At 49.6% G+C, this 23,733-nt stretch carries 15 protein-coding genes and 2 pseudogenes; 4 read left to right on the top strand and 13 right to left on the bottom strand.

Annotated features, from left to right (window positions below; genetic code table 11):
• Nucleotides 1-23: 23 nt before the first annotated feature.
• A complete protein-coding gene (locus WH45_RS09710; protein WP_046214167.1) occupies nucleotides 24-815 on the bottom strand; it encodes an alpha/beta hydrolase in 792 nt (263 codons plus the stop codon).
• 387 nt (nucleotides 816-1,202) lie between these two features.
• Between WH45_RS09710 and WH45_RS09705 the strand changes: the two genes are divergently transcribed.
• Complete coding sequence (locus WH45_RS09705) at nucleotides 1,203-1,694, top strand: nucleoside deaminase (RefSeq protein ID WP_046214166.1); 492 nt, start codon at nucleotides 1,203-1,205, stop codon at nucleotides 1,692-1,694.
• Here WH45_RS09705 and WH45_RS09700 read toward each other — a convergent pair.
• The 7 genes and pseudogenes from WH45_RS09700 to WH45_RS23895 all read right to left on the bottom strand — a co-directional run.
• The gene (locus WH45_RS09700) at nucleotides 1,689-2,489 is read right to left on the bottom strand and encodes an SDR family NAD(P)-dependent oxidoreductase (protein ID WP_046214165.1); all 801 of its coding nucleotides are present in this window, start codon (nucleotides 2,487-2,489) and stop codon (nucleotides 1,689-1,691) included. The two genes, WH45_RS09705 and WH45_RS09700, sit on opposite strands and share 6 nt — an antisense overlap.
• A gap of 96 nt (nucleotides 2,490-2,585) precedes the next feature.
• On the bottom strand, nucleotides 2,586-2,951 hold the full coding sequence (locus WH45_RS09695) for an ArsR/SmtB family transcription factor (RefSeq protein ID WP_046214164.1): 366 nt from the start codon (nucleotides 2,949-2,951) through the stop codon (nucleotides 2,586-2,588).
• A 382-nt stretch (nucleotides 2,952-3,333) separates the two neighbouring features.
• Nucleotides 3,334-4,293, bottom strand: coding sequence for an L-threonine 3-dehydrogenase (locus WH45_RS09690; protein ID WP_046214163.1), 960 nt, complete (start codon nucleotides 4,291-4,293; stop codon nucleotides 3,334-3,336).
• A 37-nt stretch (nucleotides 4,294-4,330) separates the two neighbouring features.
• Nucleotides 4,331-5,521: a glycine C-acetyltransferase gene (locus tag WH45_RS09685; RefSeq protein WP_046214162.1), complete on the bottom strand. Its 1,191-nt coding sequence runs from the start codon at nucleotides 5,519-5,521 to the stop codon at nucleotides 4,331-4,333.
• Between the two features lie 337 nt (nucleotides 5,522-5,858).
• On the bottom strand, nucleotides 5,859-6,215 hold the full coding sequence (locus WH45_RS09680; protein WP_046214161.1) for a hypothetical protein: 357 nt from the start codon (nucleotides 6,213-6,215) through the stop codon (nucleotides 5,859-5,861).
• Nucleotides 6,216-6,375: 160 nt separating this feature from the next.
• Nucleotides 6,376-7,632 carry an FAD-binding protein gene (locus WH45_RS09675; RefSeq protein ID WP_046214160.1) on the bottom strand — a complete coding sequence of 419 codons (1,257 nt, stop codon included), beginning with the start codon at nucleotides 7,630-7,632 and terminating at the stop codon, nucleotides 6,376-6,378.
• Between the two features lie 148 nt (nucleotides 7,633-7,780).
• Nucleotides 7,781-7,885 (bottom strand): annotated as a pseudogene (locus tag WH45_RS23895) (SOS response-associated peptidase family protein); the annotation flags it as partial.
• 346 nt (nucleotides 7,886-8,231) lie between these two features.
• On the opposite strand from WH45_RS23895, the gene WH45_RS09665 reads away from it, so the two are divergent.
• Nucleotides 8,232-8,693: a hypothetical protein gene (locus WH45_RS09665; RefSeq protein ID WP_046214158.1), complete on the top strand. Its 462-nt coding sequence runs from the start codon at nucleotides 8,232-8,234 to the stop codon at nucleotides 8,691-8,693.
• Between the two features lie 39 nt (nucleotides 8,694-8,732).
• Nucleotides 8,733-9,197: a hypothetical protein gene (locus WH45_RS09660; protein WP_046214157.1), complete on the top strand. Its 465-nt coding sequence runs from the start codon at nucleotides 8,733-8,735 to the stop codon at nucleotides 9,195-9,197.
• A gap of 115 nt (nucleotides 9,198-9,312) precedes the next feature.
• On the opposite strand, the gene WH45_RS09655 is transcribed toward WH45_RS09660, so the two are convergent.
• The gene (locus WH45_RS09655; RefSeq protein WP_046214156.1) at nucleotides 9,313-16,290 is read right to left on the bottom strand and encodes a non-ribosomal peptide synthetase; all 6,978 of its coding nucleotides are present in this window, start codon (nucleotides 16,288-16,290) and stop codon (nucleotides 9,313-9,315) included.
• 271 nt (nucleotides 16,291-16,561) lie between these two features.
• Complete coding sequence (locus WH45_RS09650; RefSeq protein ID WP_046214155.1) at nucleotides 16,562-17,695, bottom strand: NAD(P)/FAD-dependent oxidoreductase; 1,134 nt, start codon at nucleotides 17,693-17,695, stop codon at nucleotides 16,562-16,564.
• A gap of 230 nt (nucleotides 17,696-17,925) precedes the next feature.
• Between WH45_RS09650 and WH45_RS09645 the strand changes: the two genes are divergently transcribed.
• The gene (locus WH45_RS09645) at nucleotides 17,926-18,744 is read left to right on the top strand and encodes a M15 family metallopeptidase (protein WP_046214154.1); all 819 of its coding nucleotides are present in this window, start codon (nucleotides 17,926-17,928) and stop codon (nucleotides 18,742-18,744) included.
• Between the two features lie 128 nt (nucleotides 18,745-18,872).
• On the opposite strand, the pseudogene pelA reads toward WH45_RS09645, so the two are convergent.
• The 3 genes and pseudogenes from pelA to WH45_RS09630 all read right to left on the bottom strand — a co-directional run bounded on the left by pelA (nucleotide 18,873) and on the right by WH45_RS09630 (nucleotide 23,463).
• Nucleotides 18,873-19,748 (bottom strand): annotated as a pseudogene (pelA, locus tag WH45_RS09640) (pectate lyase).
• A gap of 383 nt (nucleotides 19,749-20,131) precedes the next feature.
• Nucleotides 20,132-21,370, bottom strand: a complete 1,239-nt coding sequence (locus WH45_RS09635; protein WP_046214601.1) for an MFS transporter — start codon at nucleotides 21,368-21,370, stop codon at nucleotides 20,132-20,134.
• A 287-nt stretch (nucleotides 21,371-21,657) separates the two neighbouring features.
• The gene (locus tag WH45_RS09630; RefSeq protein WP_046214153.1) at nucleotides 21,658-23,463 is read right to left on the bottom strand and encodes a proline--tRNA ligase; all 1,806 of its coding nucleotides are present in this window, start codon (nucleotides 23,461-23,463) and stop codon (nucleotides 21,658-21,660) included.
• Nucleotides 23,464-23,733 lie beyond the last annotated feature (270 nt).

The raw sequence follows: 23,733 nt of genomic DNA, 5'->3' as shown, positions 1-23,733 counted from the left end.
GCCAAGCCGGCATATGCCTTACTTTATTCTGCATGCCGCTCATTCGCCGTTTCTCTGATTTTACGTGCGATCATTTCCCAGGCTTCCTCCGCTTTGTCTTTTGGACCCAGGTGGGTAAATGCGTGTTTGCAGTCTTTGAATACTTTTTCCTCAATATGTACCCCAGCTTTCCTTAATTTCTCCGCATAACATTCCGCCTCCGGCCTGAAGGCGTCATGCTCCGCGATGAGAATAAGGGCAGGTGCCAGCTGATTGCTTACGACAGCGCGAACCGGAGAAGCGAGAGGGTGCTCTGCTTGACCTTTTTCCGGGACGTAGCACATGTTCAAAAAGTGAGCGGCCTGGGGATACCGTGCCCGCCATTTGTCCGTTTCCGGCTTGTTGGCATGCGGAGTCGCAAAATCCAGCATCGGACATGATAGCACTTGAAGCAGCGGCTGCTTTTCCTTTTTTTCCTCCAAATAGAGACAGAGAGCAGCGGCCAGATTGGCTCCCGAACTTTGTCCGCCGACCATCATTTTTTCCGTGTCGATATTCAAATCGTCGGCTCTGCTCTGGATCCATCGAAACACTTCATAGACTTGTTCGAGTGGGTTGGGAAAAGGATACTCCGGCGCTTTTGCGTACTCCACATTCGCAATGATGCATGCTGTCCGGTTGGCCAGGTAACGGCAGTACGGATCGTCCATCTCCTTTTCGTACATGATGAACGCTCCCCCGTGAAAATTAATATACAACGGGAGTTTTTTCAGTTTGGATTCCGAGGGATAGTAGAAGGAAATATCTGTGAGTTTTACAGATGTCTCTACTTTCATCTCTTTTTTTTCCTTCACTGGCTCGAAGGAGAGCATGGGCGTCTTTTTCGCCTGATTGGGGAAAAGACGAAGAAACCTTGCAGCTATAAGGGTGAACAATAGGATAACCTCGCTTTTTTACCGTTTAAACTGGCAATGAATCGTTTCTAACATTGATTCTCTAATGCTATTACCCTTTTTTCCTTCAAATGTACTAACTTAGAAAAAAAAGCGTCAATGTGAGATACCTTTCTCTTTCTTCCACATGTTCGAGTTTATTTAAGTGATCATTAAATTTATCGATATATTCTTCTTCATTTATAAAGTGGTCTACAATAACTGTGCGTGTTCTCCTCGTTCGAAGGTTAATAACTGGAAAAAAGCTTATTTAAAACAGGAGGTTATCTCATGATTACCCATCAGGATTTACGTTATTTAGAACGCTGTATTGAACTCGCTGAAGAAGCACTGAATGGCGGCAATGCTCCATTTGGTTCTGTTCTGGTATCGGAAGATGGCAGAGTGCTCGCAGAGGATTATAATCGTATTGCCGGAGGAGATGATACGCAGCATCCCGAATTCGCTCTGGCCCGTTGGGCGGCCGCTCATATGCCACCCGAAGAACGTGCACGCGCAACAGTATACACATCAGGCGAGCATTGCGCTATGTGTGCTGCTGCCCATGGATGGGTAGGCCTTGGACGTATCGTCTATGCAAGCTCGTCTGCACAGCTGGAACAGTGGCTTGCCGAGTGGAATGACGAGCCTTCCCGGGTACATACACTATCCATCGAGCAGGTCATTCGCGATACTCCGGTAGATGGGCCGGTTCCCGAGCTGGCTGAGCAGGTATATGTGCTGCACCGTCAGATGCATACCCAACAGAAGCGGCAGTCATAAATGGTTTCCGCCAGCAGACAAAGCTGATTGAAATACGCGTTTCATAAGGCGGACAACTGTGTTACGTGGGAGCCATCTGGGCAGCTGAGCCATGATATAATTGCTACGTCCTGCAATGATGCTGCTGCAATCTTTATCAATGGCTCGAAAGGCTGCATTGACGACATCGATCGGTTCCATTCTTTTACTGGTCAGATGATCCGAACCGGACATCGTATGAAAGGAACTTTTGGTCTCGCCGGGGCATAATGCCATAATCCGTACACCTCTGTCTTGATATTCCGCCCACAAGGCTTCCGTAAAAGAAAGAACATACGCTTTGGTAGCTGCGTATACTGCCATATAGGGTACAGGCTGAAACGCAGTGAGAGAAGCCACGTTTACGATTACTCCCTCTCTACGATCCTTCATCTCTCCCAGAAAATGCTGTGTCAATCCTGTTAAAGACAACATATTCAGCTGCATTTCCCGTCTGATCCGTTCCAGAGGAATCTCATCAAATCGACCGAGTGTGCCAAACCCTGCATTATTGATAAGAATATCCACCGATAGGCCAAGCCTATCGATTTCTCCTTTGATATAATCATCTGCGCCGATTGTAGAAAGATCGGCAGAAATGACAGCAGCACGAATAGAATAGGTATTCTGAAGGTTCGCGGCGATCTGTTGAAGTTTCTCCTCCGAGCGAGCTACCAATACGAGATCGCATCCTTTTCGGGCAAGCTCATGGGCGAATACTTCACCAATTCCCGAAGAAGCTCCAGTGACGATTGCCGTTTTTTGTGAATAGTTCATTTAATGTCCTCCTTTATTATGATCAAATGATTAAACTTTTGATTATTATATTCAAAAAATTGACTCTCTTTCATTTCTGTAAGAAAGTCAATTTTGTTACTCCAATATGTTTTTGTCCGGATGATGGATAACCCTTTCGGCAGCCTGAATGATAGATTGAAGCTGCTTGATAACTGCATCATCAAAAGACAAATGGTAATATACTTCTGTTTTTTCTTTGATAGAATATAAAATTCCAGCCTGCTTCAAAATGCGCAAATGATGGGATACAGCTGGTCTGGATAAGGGAGATTGTGCGACAACCTGTGCTACATTCATTCGTTTGGATATCATGAACATCATCAGAATATCCTGTCGGATCGGATCCGCCATCGCTTTGAAAATATCTGTAGACTTACGAATCTCCTGTATTAGAGCTTTCTTTTGTTCCAGCAGCTCATCCTGCTCGTCGTATTCTTTCATGGTATCCCGCCTGTTTAAAATGATTAAATGTTTGATTACTTGATCAATATAATTGATTACGAGAGAGAAAGCAACCTTGAAGAAGGATGGGTTTTGAATATCTGCTGATTATTATGTAATCACGAATCCGGATATTGAAAATCATATCGCCAAGCTGCGTGGACATTTAAGTCGAGTTTTCGCACTTGAACTTGCAATTTAAGGTCGGCATATACAAACGATTCTGATCGAATGCAAACACAAAAAGGCAATCTCTTCTTGATTCGAAGGGGTTGCCTTTTTTCTAAGAAAGAATACTATATGCATGTCTGTAAGCAACATCTATATTATATTTGTACTTTCTCTTCCCTATTTCGCTTTGTATAGCGAATTCCTAATCACTTCAAGCCTTGCGGAGCATCAGTCTCGCGCTTAGCTGTGAAAGCATATCCTTTGTCATAGCCTTCAAGTCGTAGCGAGCCTGAAATCCCCATTCTGCTTTCGCTGCCGTCGCATCAATAGAATGCGGCCAGCTATCGGCAATCGCCTGTCTCTTCGGATCAACGTCATAATCAAGAATAAAACCGGGAAACTCCTCCCGAATCGCTGCAGCAATCGCCTCCGGATCCACGCTCATAGCAGTAACATTAAATGAATTGCGATGCACCAACCGATATGAATCCGCTTCCATTAAATTGATGATAGCGTCCAGGGCATCCGGCATATACATCATGTCCATATTGGAATCCTTGGCGATATAAGATGTATACCGACCAGTCGTTACGGCTGCGTAATAAATTTCCACCGCGTAATCCGTCGTGCCTCCGCCGGGAGGCGTCATATAAGATATCAAACCCGGGAAGCGTAGCCCCCTGGTATCCAGGCCATATTTGTGGAAATAATAATCACAAAGCAGTTCGCCGGATACCTTGTTCACACCGTACATCGTATTGGGCCTCTGGATCGTATCCTGCGGGGTATTGTCTTTCGGAGTCGAAGGGCCAAAAGCTCCAATAGAACTTGGCGTGAAAAATTGGCAGCCGAGCTCCCTGGATATTTCAAGTGCATTCATCAATCCGCCCATATTCAAGTTCCAGGCAAGCAGAGGCTTCTCCTCTGCCGTAGCTGACAGCAGCGCAGCCAAATGGATGACGGTATCCACTTCGTACCGCTTGGCAATTTCGAACATCGCTTTACCATTCGTCACGTCCAGCAACTCGAATGGCCCGGATCGGGTAATTTCGTGGGCGGATGACCTGAGATCCGTAGCAACGACGTGATCCGCACCATAAATCTCACGTAATTTAACAACTAACTCAGAACCGATTTGCCCCAGTGCTCCGGTCACCAGAATCCTCTTCATAAGACATTCCTCCCGAAATATAATCCCACGAATACAGCTAAATCAGCTTCATTTCCCTGCCAACTTTCTCATAAACGGAGATCACCTGATCCAGCAGCTCTCTGGTATGGGCAGCTGTCGGCATATTGCGTATTCTTCCCGTTCCTTTTGGAACTGTCGGAAACACGATTGCCTTGGCGTAAACGCCTTCTTCATAGAGCCGTTTGCTAAAGTGTTGGGTGGTTACTTCATCGCCAATGATACAAGGGGTGATCGGCGTTTCGCTTTGTCCTACATTATATCCAAGCCGACTCAAGCCATTTTTCAAATAATCGCCGTTCTCCCACAGCTTCTCGATCAGCTCTTTGTCATTCATCAAAATGTCGACAGATGCACTACACGCAGCGATTGCAGCTGGAGGTAGCGATGTTGAGAACAGAAACGGGCGGCTTCTCAGCTTCAACCATTCGATTAGTTGTTTTTTACCTGCCACATAACCGCCGACAACGCCGATCGCCTTGGACAGCGTACCAATTTGAAAGTCAATGCGATCGGACAATCCAAAATGCTTCACCGTTCCTGCACCTGCTCCGAGAACGCCTGAACCATGGGCATCATCCACATAAGTAATCAAATCGAATTCTTCAGCTATTTTCACGATCTCGGGCAGCTTGGCTATATCACCATCCATGGAGAAAACCCCATCGGTAATGACCATAATTTTATTGTACTGACCAGACTCCTTGGCATCTTTGGCCTGCTGTCTTAAATCATTCATATCCGAATGCTTAAAGCGAATCACCTTGGCTCTGGACAGGCGGCAGCCATCAATAATCGAAGCATGGTTCAGTTCATCGGATAAAATGGCATCATGCTGATCCATTACCGCAGATATAGCAGCCATATTGCAGTTAAATCCCGATTGATACACGATAACAGCTTCCGTTTTTTTGAAACGGGCCAGTTTTTCTTCCAGTTCAATATGAAGATCCATCGTACCATTAATGGTTCTCACTGCCCCTGCGCCTGCTCCGTAGGTCTGCGATGCCTTAACAGAAGCATCAATCAGGCGAGGGTCGGTTGCCAGTCCTAAATAGTTATTAGAGGACAGATTGATCAGGGACTTTCCGTTGATACGAATAACAGGACCATTCGCACCCTGCAGCGTGTCGATGGAATTATATAGTCCTTTCGTTTTTAGATCTTCGATATTTGAACTTAAAAATTGGTCCAATGCTTGACTTGACATTCCATTACCTCCTTGGTGTACGTATGTCTTCTCACAGGAGACATGACACTCTTTGAAAGCCCTTTCATAAAAGGGAGTGAACTAATTTCAATGTATCATCTTTTATATTTTTTGTACACATGTGAAGGACAAAAAGCAAAAATATTCGCAAAAAATAACGATTGCTCCCTCATTTCTGGAAGCAATCGTTGCTAAATCGTTGCTGATGTTTTTCGCTGGTTGGTAACTTCTTATACTGCCATTATTTCTTTTGCTTATTCCTGTAAATCAATCCATTTTTCCCAGTTCAAACAGGTTCTTTTGTAAGCCTCATAAAATATAATGATGAACTATCAAGTTATAACCCATGAAAAAAAATAAAGGATGAAAGTGAGTATCTGTAATACTCAGTCCCTTGCTTTGGCACGAAAATATTTGCTGGACGGCCTGGGCGACCGGGAAAGAAATACATTTGATCTTTGTACTGCCCTTCTCCTTCCGTAAATTTCGTTAATCGCATGTCTCCGATATCGACAGTATCCTGGTAGGCCCATTTTTCCCCGTAGACTTCGATTTCCGGAGCACCGGCGGCCAAGCGCTTTACCGTGGAATACACAGTCGGTTTGATCTTGTAGAGGAGCACCGTTTCCACCCCTATGTATACAAAAAATAAAATAAAGATAGCCAATATCCATTTCGTAATTCTCCTGCGCATATCCTCACCTCTTTTATGAATAAGGTACCTTTGACGTATATGTAGTGTGTCTGTATAGACTATAAATCATAAAACACTGGAAACTGGAATATTGTAAATAAAGCGCTGAATCAATATGAGATTCAGCGCTTTTATTCACCTTATTATTTTTCCGTTCAGCCTATACACTCCGAATATACTCATCCAAAAACGCATTGCTAAACTTACCCTCTGGATCATACTTTCCCAGCAGTTCCCGGAACTGTGGCAGCTTGCCAAACTGCTGCTGCAAATTTTTAGCCGGAACCGTAAACAGCTTGCCCCAATGCGGGCGGGCGTGAAACGGCGCCAGCGCCTCTTCCAGCAGCGGCAGTATACGCTCGACACCCTGCCAATCGTCTTTCCAGGTGAAGTGGAACGCCACGGACGGCTGATTGTAAAAGGGACTCATCCACAAATCGTCCGCAGCGATCGTACGCACCTCGCTCACGAACAACACCGGCGCAAGATGTTCCCGCAGCTGATGTACCGCAAGACTCGCCTGGTACGCATGCTCGCGTGACATCAGATACTCACTCTGCAGCTCCTTGCCGGCACTCGGTGTGAACTCCATTTTGAAATGCGCGAGCCGTTCATGCCACATGCCGGGCTTGCCGAGCTGCTCTGTACAGTTCTCCGCATGCATATCCGGCAGCGGATGCAGTGCAGCCGTCGCCGGATATGCCCCGTAGAAGTTGGTCCGTCCCTGGTAGCTGTCTCCATCTTCCTCTCTACTTTTGGTCCATACCTGATGGAAGTTCAGCTGCTGCCAATCTGTGAACAGGCTGACGCTATAGGCACTGGAGAAGATTGCCTCGGCGTTATCTTCAAGCTGCGCTGCCGGCAGATTTTCGTAAACGAACTGTCTCACCGTATACGCAGGCTCTACCTTCAGCGTCAGCTTGGTCACGATGCCCAGAGCACCCAGATTGATCACAACGCCGGCAAATGCCTCGTCACCCCGGCTCAATGTATGCAGTTCTCCATGGGCGTCAACGAGTTCGATCGCCTCTACGGCCGCTGCCAGACTGACATTGCTGCTGCCTGAACCATGTGTCGATGTGGCTACAGCCCCTGCAATTGTAATATGCGGCAGTGATGCTAGATTATGAAGCGCGTAACCGGTCTCACTGAGCGCTGCGCAGAGTTCACCGTAAGTGGCGCCGCCTTCGACGGTTACTGTACCACGATCCTTGTCCAGATGCAGTAAGCGGTTCCAACGACGAAGAGAAATGAATATACCATCTGTATCTGTAATCGCATTGAACGTATGGCCGCTGCCAAGAACCTTTATCTTTTTATGCTTTTGTACCAGCTGCTGCAGGTGCTCGATACTTTCAGGATAAATCAGTTCGGCAGCGCCATATGTATAGTTACCGGCCCAGTTTTGATAGCTCATGTTAAATCCTCCCTTATTGCAAATGTAGAGCTGTAATCTTAATTCCTATAATATAGCAAATGTTCTGTACATAAATCCAGATTCAACAAGCCTGAAAAATGTTCCAGACGTGTATCATTGTTATTTGGAATTCAAAGGCACTTCCTCGAAAACGGTACGGCTGCTTCTCCTTGCCATCTTTTTTCCATTCGTAGTATCCATCTGCCAGGATTACCACCCGGTGCCGGGCAATAAGCGAACGAAATGAAGCTTTGGCACTATATGAAAAGACTGCCGGATCTGCTCGATATCCGTTAGCAGCGTGAATCGTCCACACATATGGTAACCTCCTCTAAATAAATCATAAGCATGAATACCCTACCTTCAAGCTGGCTTAATCACTTCTAATACCATGTACACAGCAATCAGGTAACAGAAAGCAAATAAACTGTAATACTGTCACAATATTATAGAATAATTTTACAATTAAAGGATATTAAAGAAAATAAAATTCATATATACTCGAGTTGTATCCAAATCCATACACTCACACCGGAGATGGATCAAATACATACCACATGGCTTTGGACAATATCATCATTTATACAGGAGGTTTTACAATGACAAAGTGGTCCGCTTTTATGTTGTCCGTCTCTCTGCTTGCTGTCACTGTCAGTGCAACGTCTGCTTCTGCCGCTAACGCCAAGTCCGATTCCGTCTCTTCTACAGCTGCGAACAGACATCAGGCATCATCCGTACAGGCTTCCGTCAGTCAGGGAGAAGAAAATTATCATAGTGTTCACTTTTCCTTCGATTTCATGGATACGATTATGCTCGGAGATACAGACATACGTGGACGGTTTTATCAGGCTCTCGAAGAAGCTATTGGAGCACCGGTTATTTTTTATGATTTCTGGAATGACCGTATCATAATCAAGGTCATCGACAAACAGCTGTCTCCGGAAGAAGCCAAAGCAGTCAAGGACAAGATCAACAGTCTGGAATGGCTGCATGAGGCTTATGAAGTTCCAATGGATCAGGAGATTATTACGGAGATTTACTGGTTTGACCGCTGGGAATGAGGAGTACCATTTCACTTAATGAATCTGGGAGGTTTTACTATGAAAAATTGGTCTGCTCTTCTACTGTCTGCGTCCCTGCTTGCTATAACTGTCAATGCAGCGTCCGCTTCTGCAGCCGATCTACAGAAATCGGATTCGGTCTCTTCTACAGCGGCTGTCAGCAACGAAGCAGCGGCTGTGGCGTCTTCTCGCTATCAGGGTGTCGAGAATTACCATAGTGTACGCTTTTCTATCGATTTTATGGATACGATCATGGCGGGCGACAGTGAGCCGCGTGTCCGTTTCTATCAAGCTCTCGAGCAAGCCATTGGAGCACCGGTTATCTTTTATGATTTCTGGAGCGGCTATATCGTGATCAAGGTCATCGACAAAGAGCTGACCCCGGAAGAAGCCAAAGTGGTCAAAGACAAGATCAACAGTCTGGAATGGCTGCACGAGACTTATGGAGTTCCGATGGATCAGGAGATTATCACGGATATCTATTGGTTTGACCGCTGGGCTTGATCGTTTAAAACCTCATCTCACCACATAAACACCCCAAAAGCAGGAGTCTCGGCTACAGCCAACTCTTGCCTTTGGGGTGTTTCGTTCTGTGCAGTCTATCCGCTGCTGCTGTGCGCTATTTGGATGAAGATGAAGCAAAATGCCGGGAATGCTGCAGATCCATAAATCCTGACTGCACTGCATAAGCGATCATTTTCCTGAAATAAGCCATATCCGGTACAGGATAGGCAAATCCGATCGTATTCAACATATCCACTGTATGCTTCACATCAATCCGGATATTCACCGGCTCGGTGGAATCAAACAACGTCGTCACAATCCCGGCCAGCACTTGATCCCTAGAGTGCAGCTCCTGTCGTCTGGTCTCCCACTCTTCACGACTCATCGTCGTAAGCTGGAATCCCTGTTCGATCAATGCTGCGTAGATATCGGCATAACTGGCATAATGCGGATTATGCAGATGGAATACTCTCTCCTGCAGCTCTGGAGTGTGCATCAATCTCACAATCGCGGCTGCGCATATGTCTACTGGTGTAAGATCGACCTTTTCCTGCATGATCGCAGGCTCGGCGCCCTCCATCATCGCCAGTGCTTTCAGTGAGAGATAAAACATATTCTCCTGTATATTCTCCTGGAACTGTCCATCCGTATACCGTCCGGTCAGATTGCCGACCCGGTAAATGGATACATCAAGCCCTTCCCGCAGCGCCTCTACCAGCAGCGCTTCGGCTTCGAACTTGCTGCGCAGATACACATTGGAATAATAATTCTGGCCGATATACAGATCCTTTTCCGTAAACGGCAGATCCATCTGACTCTCCGGCGCATACGAACCGGACACACTGAGCGTGGACACATAATGCAGAGGAAGACTGAACCTTGCGCAGAAATCGGCCGCATGACGCGTTCCCTGCACATTTACCCGCTCAAACTCTTCATAGAATCCGTAATGCTTCACCAGAGCTGCGGTATGAATCACCGCTTCAACAGACTCGCCCAGTGTCTGCATCGCGGTATCACTCCATCCCCATCCTGGCTCGGCGATATCTCCATGCCGTACATCGATCCGGTTCATCCACTCGGCAAGTCTATCTGGACTGTAGAGGCTGGCAAAATAGAACTGCAGCTTCTCTTCAAGCCTCTCATGCGCCTGCTCTGTATTGCGAGCGCGGATCAGACAGGTAATCCGGGCAGTCGTGGAGGTCAACAGCTCATGCAGCACATGAATGCCAAGGAATCCGGTCGCACCCAGCAGCAGAATTGATTGGGGAGAACTGCTTCTGCCCTGAACCGGTACAGATGGAATAGGTACCGGAATACCGGGAGTAAATGCCCTGGGCACCACTACTTCAGCATGCAGATTCCCGGTATCTATTTTCCGGGCAAGCTCTGCAAAGGAACGGTAGATGTAGAAGTCCTTCATCTCCAGCTTCCAACCGATCGTATGGGCTTTGCCGATCATTTTCAGAATACTGAGCGAGTGACCGCCGATATCGAACAGATTGTCGGTTACGCTGATCTGTTCGGGTGCCATTTCGAGTACTTCGGCAGCGATCCGGATCAACCGGGTCTCGGTTTCTGTACGTGGAGCAACTCTGTCATGCTCCTCATCGATATGCGGTACAGGCAGTGCCCGTTTATCCACTTTGCCGTTGGACGTGAGCGGCAGCTGCTCTATAGCCATAAACCGGGAAGGAATCATATAGTCAGGCATCCGCACATTCAGATGAGTTTTCAGTTCACTGTCTGTCCATTCTCCTGTAGTAACGATATAGGCACACAGGCTGGAATAGGAAAGGCCCTTTTTTAGAGCGAGTACAACCGCTTCCTGGACAGCCGGATGTTCCAGCAGTCCGGCTTCAATTTCTCCCAGCTCGATCCGGTTGCCGCGAATCTTCACCTGTTCATCGATCCGTCCCTGGTAATCCACATTGCCGTCGGGTAGCCAGCGGGCCAGATCACCGGATCGGTACATACATGTACCCGGCATCCACGGATTCTCGATAAATCGCTCTGCAGTAAGCTCTGGCCGCCGCAGGTAGCCTGCAGATACGCCTTCGCCACCGATCCAGAGCTCACCGGTCACCCCGATCGGCTGCGGCTGCATGGACGAATTCAGAATATACAGTGTTGTATTGTGTATCGGACGGCCGATCGGCAGCTGACCGTTATCCAATACAGCTTGATTGACCAGCCATGCTGCTGCGCATACGGTCGCTTCGGTAGGTCCATAGACATTGATGAGCGTGCCTTCTCCCAGTGTACGAAGCGCCTTTTCCACATGGGTTCGTGATGCCTGCTCGCCGCCAAACAGCAGCTTGCGCAGTCCTCTTAGTCCGTCCAGATCGACTTCCACCAGTGTGTTGAACAGTGCTACCGTCATCAGGGCCACCGAGATATGCTGCTCACGAATGGAAGTGATAAGCGCTACCGGATTAAGCAGCTGATCACGTGTAACCAGTACGAGAGCAGCACCGTGCAGCAGGGCTCCGTAGATATCGAAGGTCGAACCGTCAAACGCGTAATTGGACAGCTGCAGAATTCGGTCTTCCGGTGTAATCTCCAGAAAACCGTTATTAACGACCGTTTTCACTACATTCCGGTGTGTCACCATTACGCCTTTGGGCTGGCCGGTTGAACCGGAAGTATACATGACATAAGCCAGCTGCTCTGCCGTGACTGCCGTGGATGGAGAATGAACCGGCTGAGATTGTCCGGGCTGATCCGAGAGGTACAGAATATCGCCTTCGTAGCTGTCAACGCCTGTCCATAATTCCCTGTGCTGAACGATAACCAGCGGCGCCTCACTGTCTGTCAGCATATGACGGATGCGCTCTACAGGATGCGCCGGATCTACCGGCAGATAGGCAGCGCCTGCCTTGAGAATCGCCAGTATGGACACAATCATCTCCGGCGAACGTTCGGTAATTAGTCCTACGATCTGATTCTCTCTTACCCCGCATTGGATGAGGGTATGAGCCAGTTGATTCGCCTGTGTATTCAGCTCGGCGTAGGTCAGCTGATGATCCTCCATAATAACGGCCGGACGCTGCGGATTAAGGCGGCACTGCCGCTCGAATAGCTCATGAATGGTCTGTTCTCTCGGGTAAGGAGCGGCCGTTTGATTAAAGGTGACAATCAGCTGTTCACGTTCCTCGGCAGTGATCATCATAAGTTCTGTATGATTGCGTTCCGGCTGATCTACAATCTGTCTCAGCAGTTCCGTATAATGTTCCGTCATCTGCCGGATCGTCGAGGATCGGAACAGACGGGTACTGTACTCCACTGAGACATCCAGCGAATCTCCCTCGACTACGGTCCAGTTCATGGCGAACTTGGAAGGATTCCAGTCCAGATCGATTGGATTCATCTCCAGATCCGGTACATGCACCGCCGACTTTTCAAAATTCTGCACTGTAAACAGCACATCAAACAGCGGATGCCGGCTCACATCCCGCTGCAGCTCCAGCTGTTCCACCAGTTCTTCAAATGGATAATCGGCATGGGTGTACGCCTGCAGCATCGTTTCTTTACATTGAAGCAGGTAATCGGTAAATGATTGGCCGAGCACAGGCTGTGTGCGCAGCGCCAGCAGATTGACGAACATGCCCACAATCGGCTGCACATCGGCATGAGGACGCCCGGCAATCGGAGAACCGGTGATCATATCCTGCTGTCCGGTATATCTGGACAACAGCAGATGGAAAACGGCCAGCATGAGCATATGCAGCGTAACTCCATGCTTCAGGCACAGCTGCTCCATATCCCGGGTCAATCCGGCATCGATGCGGAATCTCCATATATCCCCGCTGTATTCCTGCACGGCAGGGCGCGGGTAATCGGTAGGCAGCTCCAGTACCGGCAGTTCCCCTTCGAGCTGCTGCAGCCAGTGCTGCTGATGTTCACGCCATTGTGGCATATTCATTTGGGACTGCTGCCAGACGGCATAATCCCGATATTGAAGCGACAGTGCAGGCAGTTCCCTGCCCTGATACAGCTGCATCAGATCTTCGAGCAGTATCTTGCTGGATACTCCATCTGCAATAATATGATGCATATCCAGCATCAGCACATGATGATCCTGCCCGATCCGGCACAGATCGGCGCGAAGCAGCGGCGCATGAGCCAGATCGAATGGCCGGACCAGTCCCTGGAATCCTGTCTGCAGCTCATCTGATGTCGTCTCATAAATCTCCATATTCCAGGATATATAGGTATGGATACGCTGCATCAGCTCTCCTTCCACCATATGAAAGGAAGTCCGCAGGCTCTCATGTCGCTGAATAAGCATCTGCAGCGCCGATTGAAGCTGTCCTGCATCGAGCTTGCCTTTCATTTCAAAAACCAGCGGGATATTGTAGCCGGTCGTCGCAGTCTGCTGAATATTCTGTACCATATACATGCGGCGCTGTGCGGATGAGACCGGATAGTAGTCCTGTTCGGGCGCTTTGGAGATACCCTCGAATAGGGTCAATTCGGTCTGATCGATATAAGCAGCCAGCTCCTTGATCGTTGGCCGCAGGAAGACTTCGTTCAGTGGAATATCGATATTCATCTCCCGATAAATTCGAGAGACCATGGTCATCGCTTTCAAAGAATGTCCGCCCATTTCAAAAAAGTGATCGTCCCTGCCAGCCTGCGGCACGCCGAGTACGTCCTTGAAAATAGCAGCAAGCTTGATCTCGGTCGCTGTGTCCGGATCGGCAGATACGGAAGGCGAATAACCTTGGGGTTCCGGCAGTGCGGACTTGTTTACTTTACCATTCGCCGTGACCGGCAGCTGATCCATCGGTACAAAATGTGCCGGAATCATATACTCCGGTAAAGTCTGCAAAATATGTGCGCGCAGCTCCGCCGTCGTCCAAGTTCCGGCAGCGACAATATAGGTACAGAGATACGCATGTCCCTCCTGATCCTGCCTTGCGATAGTCAGGCATTCGCGAATGGCAGAATGCTTCATCAGCTGCACATCGATTTCACCGGGTTCGATCCGATAACCGCGAATCTTCACCTGCTCATCCAGTCGTCCCAGATACTCAATCTGTCCATCCGGCAGCCAGCGGGCCAGGTCTCCGGTGCGGTAGATCCTCCCTCCCGGTATGGCCGGATGCTCTGTAAACCGCTCTGCCGTTAGCTCCGGACGATGGAGATAACCCCGGGCCAGTCCGCTGCCGGATACACATAGTTCTCCGGGCACACCGACCGGCTGCAGCTGGCCTGTACGGTCGAGAATGTGTACCTGATGATTGATGACCGGCTTGCCGATCGTCAGCACCGGTGATTCCGCGTCCAGTACCCCGCTTGTAGTGACCACTGTATTTTCCGTAGGACCATAATTGTTCACGACTGTATAGGATTGCGGCTTGAACTGCTGAATCCTCTCTCCACCGATGAGCAGCAGACGCAGAGACGAATGATCCAGCTCCATAAACTGCACAGCCAGCTGGGTCGGCAGGAAGGCTACCGTAATGCTATGGGCTGTGAAATACCTTTGCAGTGCATAAATATCTCCCCGAATACTTTCATTAATGACATGCAGCGTCATACCGCAGAGCAGCGGCGGAAATGTCTCCCATACCGAAGCATCAAATCCAAAGCCGGCCAGCTTGGTACTGCGATCGGCAGGACCCGTCTGAAAAGCATGATTATGCCAGACACACAGATTGACCAGCGTATGGTGCTCGATCATGACCCCTTTGGGCTGACCGGTGGAACCGGAAGTGTAAATGACATAGGCCAGATGATGCCCCTGATGCAGTGGTTCCACATTATGGTCTTCCTCATCTCTCCAGACGGATTCTTCAAGCGGGATTACAGTACCTTGATAAGCCGGAGGAATATTCACTCCTGGCTGGATCAGCAGATGGGTCGTACGGCTATCTTCCAGCATATAGGCAGTCCGCTGCACCGGATAGGATGAATCGATGGGCAGGTAGGCAGCTCCTGATTTGACAATGCCCAGTACACCAATAATCATCTTCAGAGAATGCGCAGCCATAATCGCGATCACCTGATCCGGACCGGCTCCTCTCCTGCGGAGAACACGCGCCAGCTGATTCGCCCGGCTGTTCAGCTGCCGGTAAGTGAGCGACTGTTCGCCGAAGACAACGGCAATATCATCAGGCTGCCGCTGAACTGTTTTTTCAAAAAGTTCATGTATCGTTTGGCCGACTGGCAGTTCCAGCGTCTGGGCGTTGAATGTGTGAATAAGCTGCTGGCGCTCTGCAGGAGTGAGGATTGAAATGGTAGAGACAGGAAGGTTGGGATGATGCAGCACCGTATCTGCGACCTGCTCGAGATGGCGGCATACCGCCTCCATAGGGTCACGGTGATACACTGCAGGATGATAGGAAAGCGTAATGGTTAGCGACTGTTCCAGCCGAATTCGAATGCTGAAAGGAGAATGGGTATTTGCCACATTTGTCATACTGCTGTTCGGGCCGATCCGCTCAGCATTTACTGATTGTACTGATGATGGCGTAGACAGGAGGTTGGCCGCAGCTGTGTCTGCCTGATCGCCTGCCCATTTACTTGACGTGTTCGCTCCATATTCCAACGTCAGAATATGATCAATGAGCGGATGGGATACACCTGCAATCTCTTGAAGCTCGGATAGACTGTAGACATTATGGACCTGCGCCAATTGCCATGACCGCTGAGCTTCCTGCAGAAGTTCCTGAAAAGTCGTCGCTGCCGAAGTGATCAGACGTACAGGCGTAATGGTCCCGGCAAGAGTGGCTGCAGTGTCGGCAGAGGAAGGTTGTAGGTGGGCATCCGCAATGGATACACCAAAAATCGACTGTTCGCTGTTATTGTATTTTTGCAGCACAATTCCCCAGATCGTCTGCAGCAGGATGGCCGGCTCTACCCCATTCTGGCTGGCTTGCTCCAACAGGAGCGAAGTCGTCTCCGGACGAAACGAAAAAGAAACTTCTTCTCGCAGATCCGGCATGGATTCATATGTATTGTGGGCTGGATTAAGGTTCATCAAGCGCTGCGGCAGTATGGATGCTTCTGCCATATTGTTCAGATACTCCTGCCAGAACAGCCTGGCTGATGTGCCATTCTCCTGTTGGTGCATGTCTGTGTTCATTATTGTATAGCGCTCCCTTCGAACGTACCGATTTGGATGAGGATTGGTGATTTGCCGCCGCTGATTGTCCTGTCATGCTGTTTTTCCAAAGTGATTTCCTTACTTTTCTTAAAATGTACCAGATTACCAGCCAGCATCTCTATCAGTATACAATGGAAAAGAATACCATGTTAAGCATCATTTCAAGTTGGCAGTCGACAAAAAAAGCAGCTGCCATCGCAGCTGCTTTTTCAATCTTCATATCACTCTTCACATCATAAGAAAGCAAATTCTACACCTGGATATTCTCCATCGCCTCGCTGATATCATAGTCCCCCATATTAATATCCGGCTCCATACCGAGAGCCAGTTTGGCCAGCTGGCTGCCCAGATAAGGACCTGCCGTCAGACCGGATGCCCCGAGTCCGTTAGCCGCCAGCAGTCCGCTCCAGCCAGGCACTCTGCCAATGACTGGCAGGAATCCGGGTGTAAATGGGCGGAATCCCACCCGAACTTCCTGCAGCGAACTGTCAGCCAGACCGGGAGCCATTTCCAGTCCTTTGTTCAGTACTTCCTGCATGCCTCCGGCCGTGACTCTTGTGTCATATCCTTCAATATCATTCTCATGGGTAGCCCCAATTACGATTCTCTGGTCCTCAAAAGCGAGCAGATATTGATCGGTAGGCGGAATCACGACTGGCCAGCTGTCGGTATTCGGCTGATCTGCTGTCTGCAGATGCATAATCTGCGCTTTTTGATAGCTTACCCGGAAATGAATTCCGAGCGGCTGCAGCAGTGAAGGTGCCCATGCTCCCGCACAGATAGCCACTTCGTCTGCAGGATAAGTCGCTTCCCCCACCTGCACGCCGGTGACGCTGCCAGCATCAAATTGCAGTACGGCGTCCCCATGAATCATGGTCGCTCCATTTCGCACCGCCGATCGGAGCAGCGCATCCCGCAGGGCGCGTCCATCCACACGTGCTGCCCCGCTGATATACACGGCCTGATAGCCCTCCTGCAGCAGCGGGAAGCGTCGACGGGTCTCTTGCGCATCCAGTACGGTGATCTCGCCGATCTCCGGTGCATCGTCTCTGCGCAGACGCGCCCGCTCTTCCATTTTGGCGATTTTCCCGGCATCGATATGGATACTGAGTGCACCTACCTGTGCATAGCCCGTATCGCTCTCACCCTCCCGTTCCAGTTCGCCGATCAGCTGCGGATAGAACCTTGCTCCACCCTTGGCCAGACGATACCAGGCCTGATTGCGCCGCTGGGATAGCCATGGGCAGATGATGCCGGCGGCCGCATCGGTCGCCTGTCCCTGATCCTGCCGATCTACAATCAGCACGTCCGCTCCGGACCGAGCCAGCTGATAGGCAGTCGATGCACCCAGAATCCCTGCTCCTATTACGATAACTTTCTTCATTACTCCTGTTCCTCTCTCTGTCCAGATCTCTGTGATTATACGCTATACTATCTTAGCATGAGTGGGAATGAAGTTCATGATGAATTGAGGTCCGACATTTACAAAATGGCAGCAAGTTCGATACGATATGGATACAATGTCGTGTCAGGATGGATACATGTATACGGTATACTGTTTATAGTTGATCAGGAGCAACCCTGGCATACCCGCTTAGAAAAGGAGAACTACACATGATGAACCAACAAGCAATGCGAATCGCAGCTCTCAGTGCAATCTGTCTGCTGGCCGGCTGCAGCAGCAATACCATGGCCGCACAGAACTCAGTTGCCTCTGCGCCTGCTCAGGTACATACCCTTTCGGTAAATGATCATAAGACCGTTCCGGGCAATACAGAGGCAGCCGCTTCCCGGTTATCTGCGAGCAAGACCGGTACAACTACAATGAAAACGGTCACTCATCCGGAAGCAATCGATGTACTCGTGAACAAACAGAACAAACTGCCGGAAAATTATACACCCCGTGATCTGGTGTATGCGGATGTACGCTTCACATTCAAGGAAAAGATCGAAAAGCGCAAAATGCGCAAAGAAGCCGCAGCTGCCCTGAAGCAGATGTTCGCCGCAGCCGATCAGGATCGTGTGCCGCTGGCAGGCGTCTCCGCCTATCGCTCCCATGCCCGTCAGAAAGCCATCTTCGAAGGCTATGTACGCCGGGATGGAGAAGCCAAAGCCCGTACGTACAGCGCTTATCCAGGCACGAGTGAACACGAGACCGGACTGGCTATCGATGTGAGCGGCTCCAATGGTCGCTGTGCAGCCACCGGCTGCTTTGCCGGAACCAAGGAAGCCAAATGGCTCGCCAAAAATGCCCCTGCTTACGGATTCATTATCCGCTATCCCAAAGGCAAAGAAAGCATTACCGGCTATACGTATGAACCATGGCATCTGCGCTATGTAGGCAAGAGCATAGCAGGCGAGATCAGTCGCAAGCAGCTGACGCTGGAAGAATATACCGCCCAGCAGTCCACTGCATCATCTCCTTCCTCCTGAATAAGGAGACGGTGGCTGGAATCTTCACAGCATACTGCCGATGTCTTTGTAATAACGGCAAAAAGCTTCTTCCTTTTCGTAGGAAAGAAGCTTTTTGCCGTTATTTGGTTATACCCAAATACAGTATTCTAATTGATTCCCAGCTTGGATGGCCAGTTGCCGTACCAGGCATAACCGGTCCGTCTTTCCTGGTCGATATCCTTGAGCTGGTATTTCACTACACCGTCACGGCCGACGAAGATTGGCTTGTTGGTGTTCAGCTCGTAGAAGCGTGCCCAGATCGGTGTGGTTACACTCGGATCGCTGACGACAGTAACATCAGAGCTTGTCTTCACTACGCGGACACCGGTAATTTACACAGCTTTGAACCAGTCTGCAGCCGCTTTGATGGAGGCTGTAATCTGGGAGGTTGCCGGCCGTGTCTTCAGAAAAGTAACAATACCGGTGCTCTCGCTGGCACTCAGAGAAGGTACTTCATAAATGCGCGCGCCTGCAGGCTTCAGTGTACTCGCATCATGCTGCTGCCCCCAGACGGTCAGTTTGCCGCCGGATACAACCTGCGATTTCAGAATGCAGTCGATGCCTTTGTCGACCGCCTGTTTGCTTTTGCCTGCCAGTGTACTGTCGATGAAAGCAAAGTCGCCCTTTTTCCCGGCAACTTCATCCAGCAGGGTCATGACACTGATCATGGCGTTGTCATTGTAAGTAATATGCTGATGATAACCGCTGCCCTGATAGACCTGCGGCCAACCGCCATTTGCATACTGCATCTTCAGCAGGAAGTTAATGCCTTTGACAGCAGCTGCAGAATACTGGGTATTACCGGTTTTGGTGTACTCGCTTGCCAGTCGGCGGATCTCCGTATAGGTGGCTTTGTTATCAATGGTGGATTTGGCCCAGTCGCCGCTGGTCTCGGAGTAATTTTTTTTCCAGCCACCATCAGCCTGCTGATTTTTCAGAATATCGGCAATGCTGGCAGTTGTTCCGCTTCCGTCTGCGGCCATTACCGGTGCTGAAGTAGGGAATACCATTGCCAGAATTGCTGCAATACTTACCATTTGAAGCATAAGCCATAATCTGTTTTTTCTCATAACAAGTCTCCTTTATCGATTGTATTAGACTGCACGGCTGCTTGATCGCTACCCTTTGTACAGCTATCCTTATATAAGAATATGCTGATGTTGTTATGTAAACGTTATCAAACATGTGGTTATTTTACATATTTTATATTTGGGTGTCAATGAATGGATTTCTGTTTTTAGTGTAAAAAAGATATAACATTCTGGAATCTCCACATAAAAAAACCTCCAGCTGCATACAGATCAGCCAGAGGTTTGCCGAGAATGAACAGGATAAATGAATTATCCAGCCTGATGAATGTTTGTCCTTACTGTGCGTACTTCAGTTTCTGGCTCACCCGTTCCGAGGAGAACAGCATAATTACAATATAGGCGAGTACGACGGCAGGAAACAACCCGATCTGAATATAAGCAGCGACCAATCCGAACAGCGGCGGCAAAATCGTAATGCCTATATAGGCTGCAGCCAGCTGATAGCCCATCAGCCGCGCTGAATTCTTTTCACCAAATCGGGCAGGTGTCTCATGCAGCAGTCCCGGGAAGATCGGAGCAAATCCGAGACCGATTAGGATCAGTCCGCTCATGAGCAGAATAGGCGGCAGCGGCAGAACCAGCAATATGCCCCCCAATACAGCCACAAGTTGGCCAATCAGAATCAATTTTCGGTTGGCTATCTGCAGTGTCAGGAAGCCGGTAATCAGTCTGCCCAGCGTAATCCCTCCAAAGTACAGTGACACCCATCCGGCTGCAGTCTCCGGTGTAATCCCCCGGTCCCCAACGAGGAAGCTCGCTCCCCACAGCCCTACAGTCGCTTCCGCTCCACAGTAAAAAAGAAAGGTCAGCAGCGTAAAGCTCACACCGCGGATACGCAGCGGATGTGTAACCGATTTCGATGATGAGTTGGTGGTATCTTGCGATTCATCTGCCGCTGACGATACTTCATTCGCATGCGGATCAGCAGAAAATTTCTCCCTTGCCCGTGCTTCCTGCTGCAGCCGGGCGACCTTGTTCCAGAGCGGAAGAGTCATCAGCAGAATAATGACCAGCCCGAACTGGATCATCGCCACCGCCTGATATCCGCCTCTCCAGGAACTGTCTGTTCCCATATAGTAGGACATAATGATAGGCCCGGACGTTGCCCCTACGCCCCAGAAGCAGTGCAGCCAGCTCATATGGTGGGCCTGATAATGGGCAGCAACATAATGATTCAGTCCCGAGTCCACTGCTCCCGCTCCAATCCCGAGTGGAATTGCCAGCACCGCCAGCCATGTCAATGACGGGACAAAGGAAAAGCCTAGCAGCGCTCCGGCAGTCAGACAGCAGCTGATTAGTGTGACCAGACCGGTACCCAGCTTCTCCAGCAGCTTGCCGCTCGCCAGGCTGGAAATAATCGTGCCGACTGATGCGATAACCGACAGCGTACCGGCTGCTCCCATCGGAGCATGAATATACTGATGCATAACCGGCCAGGCCGCTCCCAGCATGGAATCCGGAATACCCAGACTGATAAAGGATAAATAGATTACAATCAGAAACAGTGTTGCCATATGTACGATAACCCCCATCTATGGAATATCTGCTGATTCAGCATCTATCATATCACCAGCTCCAGACTTTTTAAAACCTTTATTAAAAGTAATATTTATTTTGAATCCATATACCGACTATTGATGGCCCCTATCAAAAAAATGCAAATTCCCATATAGGCAGACACCGGCACATCTGTGAAGGCTTACAGCGTACCGGTTCACCTGTATAATAATCCGGAATCATCCATACCACTCTGCCTGTAATACCATATGGTAAAAAATTGCCGATTAACGTCGTTCCCGGTTTACCTCTGCTGCCCGATACGCCGGATTACTCCTTCCACAGTCATCTGCTCCCGGATACCTGAGCTCCGCTCTACGTACTCCACTTCTCCTGCAGCTGCTCCTTTGCCTATAACGATGCGCAGGGGAATTCCGATCAGGTCGGAATCCTTGAACTTCACGCCTGTCCGTTCGTCACGATCATCCAGAAGCACCTCACAGCGAGCTTGATACAATCGGTCATAAAGCTCCATGGCTATTCTCATCTGCTGATCATCCCGGACAGAGATCGGGATAAGATGCACCAGATAAGGCGCAATGGATGCAGGCCAGCAGATCCCCTGCTCATCATGATGCTGCTCCACAATCGCAGCCACCAGTCGGGATACCCCGATACCGTAACAGCCCATACGGATCGGCTGCTCTCGTCCGGATGAATCGATATAGTTTGCATTCATCGCTGCGCTGTATTTGTCTCCCAGCTGAAAGACATGCCCGACTTCGATCCCGCGCTGAAAATGAATACTTCCTTCTCGGCAACGAGGACATCGGTCCCCTTCGCGGACATTACGGAAATCTCCGATATGCTGAAGCTGGTGCAGCAGATCGCGCTGTACATCCACATAACGATAATGGTAATCTTCCTGGTTGCCTCCGGAGATCGCGTTCTGCAACGAAAGTATCGAATCGTCTGCCAGCCAGGTCAGACGGGCATGCCGTAGTCCATAAGGACCGACGAATCCGGCAGGAGCCCCGGTTACCTGCTGTACGGTCTCCATATCTGCGATAATCAGCTCGTCAGCCTGCAGATAATTTTTGACCTTGATCTCATTAATCTCCTCATCGCCGCGAATAAGCACCGCAACCGGCTCCTGATCGGCCAGAAAGATCACTGTTTTGATAATTCGGTCCGGTGTGATCGATAGTGACTCGGTCAGCTGGGCAATACTGCGCAGACCTGGCGTATGAAAATGCTCAGGCGACCGACTTGCTATAGAATCGGCATCAAGCGTAGAGGTATCGATATCGGTTGTATGTGGAATCATAATCTCTTCCCCGGTAAAGGCTATGGTGCCATTACTGCCGGATGACTGTACAAAAGCTTCCGATGCGGACTCAGCCTTTTCCAGATTGGCGGCATATTCGCAGTGTGTACAGACGACGATGGTATCCTCTCCCGCCTCCGTAATTGCCGTAAACTCATGGGTGCTGCCCTCTCCTCCAATCGTACCGGCATCCGCTTCTACCGCTCGGAAATCCAGCCCGCAGCGTTCAAAAATATGGTGATAGGCTTCATACATACGCATATACGCCTGCTGCATCGTCTCTTCATCCGCTGCAAAGGAATAGGCATCCTTCATCAGAAATTCCCTTCCACGCAGCAGACCGGATCGTGGACGCCTTTCATCCCGGTACTTGGTCTGAATCTGATACAGAGTAACCGGCAGCTGACGGTAGGAACCCACTTCGCTGCGGATCAGATCCGTGATCACTTCCTCATGGGTTGGTCCGAGTACGAAGTCCCGCTGGTGCCGATCCTGCAAACGGATCAGTTCTTCGCCATACACCTCGTAGCGACCGGATTCCTGCCACAGCTCTGCAGGCTGCATCGCCGGCAGCAGCACTTCCTGTGCACCGGTTCTATCCATCTCTTCACAGATAATCTGTTCTATTCTACGCAGTACGATGCGTCCGAGCGGCAGATACGTATAGATTCCTGCGGCGAGCTGGCGAATATAGCCTGCCCGCAGCAGCAGACGGTGGCTGGCTGCCTCGACATCCCCAGGAGATTCGCGCAGCGTGACGGCTAGCAGTTGACTCTGTTTCATGATAAGTTCCTCCCGTGAAATAAGTGTATAACAACAAAAAGACGCATCCGTCAGGGACGAATGCGTCGTGGTACCACCCTAATTTCGATTATGAATCCGCATGGAATGCAGGATAACATAATCCTTCAGCCGTTAACGGAGGCATCCGGCAATGACAGGCACAGAAGTTCAAGTACATCTTTTGCCTGTATTGCAGCTCACAGGATAGGGCCGGGTTCAGTCGCGGCGGGGAACCTTGCAGCCGGTGGGTTTCCTCTCTGGACAGCGATG

Source organism: Paenibacillus wulumuqiensis, from assembly GCF_000971965.1.
In the GTDB taxonomy this organism is placed as follows: Bacteria; Bacillota; Bacilli; order Paenibacillales; family Paenibacillaceae; genus Saccharibacillus; species Saccharibacillus wulumuqiensis.
This window is presented reverse-complemented; position numbering and strand designations above follow the sequence as displayed.

Excerpts from the sequence above, each read along its gene's own strand:
- WH45_RS09710 (WP_046214167.1), bottom strand. The coding sequence starts at position 815 with ATGAAAGTAGAGACATCTGTAAAACTCACAGATATTTCCTTCTACTAT.
- WH45_RS09705 (WP_046214166.1), top strand. The coding sequence starts at position 1,203 with ATGATTACCCATCAGGATTTACGTTATTTAGAACGCTGTATTGAACTC.
- WH45_RS09700 (WP_046214165.1), bottom strand. The coding sequence starts at position 2,489 with ATGAACTATTCACAAAAAACGGCAATCGTCACTGGAGCTTCTTCGGGA.
- WH45_RS09695 (WP_046214164.1), bottom strand. The coding sequence starts at position 2,951 with ATGAAAGAATACGACGAGCAGGATGAGCTGCTGGAACAAAAGAAAGCT.
- WH45_RS09690 (WP_046214163.1), bottom strand. The coding sequence starts at position 4,293 with ATGAAGAGGATTCTGGTGACCGGAGCACTGGGGCAAATCGGTTCTGAG.
- WH45_RS09685 (WP_046214162.1), bottom strand. The coding sequence starts at position 5,521 with ATGTCAAGTCAAGCATTGGACCAATTTTTAAGTTCAAATATCGAAGAT.
- WH45_RS09680 (WP_046214161.1), bottom strand. The coding sequence starts at position 6,215 with ATGCGCAGGAGAATTACGAAATGGATATTGGCTATCTTTATTTTATTT.
- WH45_RS09675 (WP_046214160.1), bottom strand. The coding sequence starts at position 7,632 with ATGAGCTATCAAAACTGGGCCGGTAACTATACATATGGCGCTGCCGAA.
- WH45_RS09665 (WP_046214158.1), top strand. The coding sequence starts at position 8,232 with ATGACAAAGTGGTCCGCTTTTATGTTGTCCGTCTCTCTGCTTGCTGTC.
- WH45_RS09660 (WP_046214157.1), top strand. The coding sequence starts at position 8,733 with ATGAAAAATTGGTCTGCTCTTCTACTGTCTGCGTCCCTGCTTGCTATA.
- WH45_RS09655 (WP_046214156.1), bottom strand. The coding sequence starts at position 16,290 with ATGAACACAGACATGCACCAACAGGAGAATGGCACATCAGCCAGGCTG.
- WH45_RS09650 (WP_046214155.1), bottom strand. The coding sequence starts at position 17,695 with ATGAAGAAAGTTATCGTAATAGGAGCAGGGATTCTGGGTGCATCGACT.
- WH45_RS09645 (WP_046214154.1), top strand. The coding sequence starts at position 17,926 with ATGATGAACCAACAAGCAATGCGAATCGCAGCTCTCAGTGCAATCTGT.
- WH45_RS09635 (WP_046214601.1), bottom strand. The coding sequence starts at position 21,370 with ATGGCAACACTGTTTCTGATTGTAATCTATTTATCCTTTATCAGTCTG.
- WH45_RS09630 (WP_046214153.1), bottom strand. The coding sequence starts at position 23,463 with ATGAAACAGAGTCAACTGCTAGCCGTCACGCTGCGCGAATCTCCTGGG.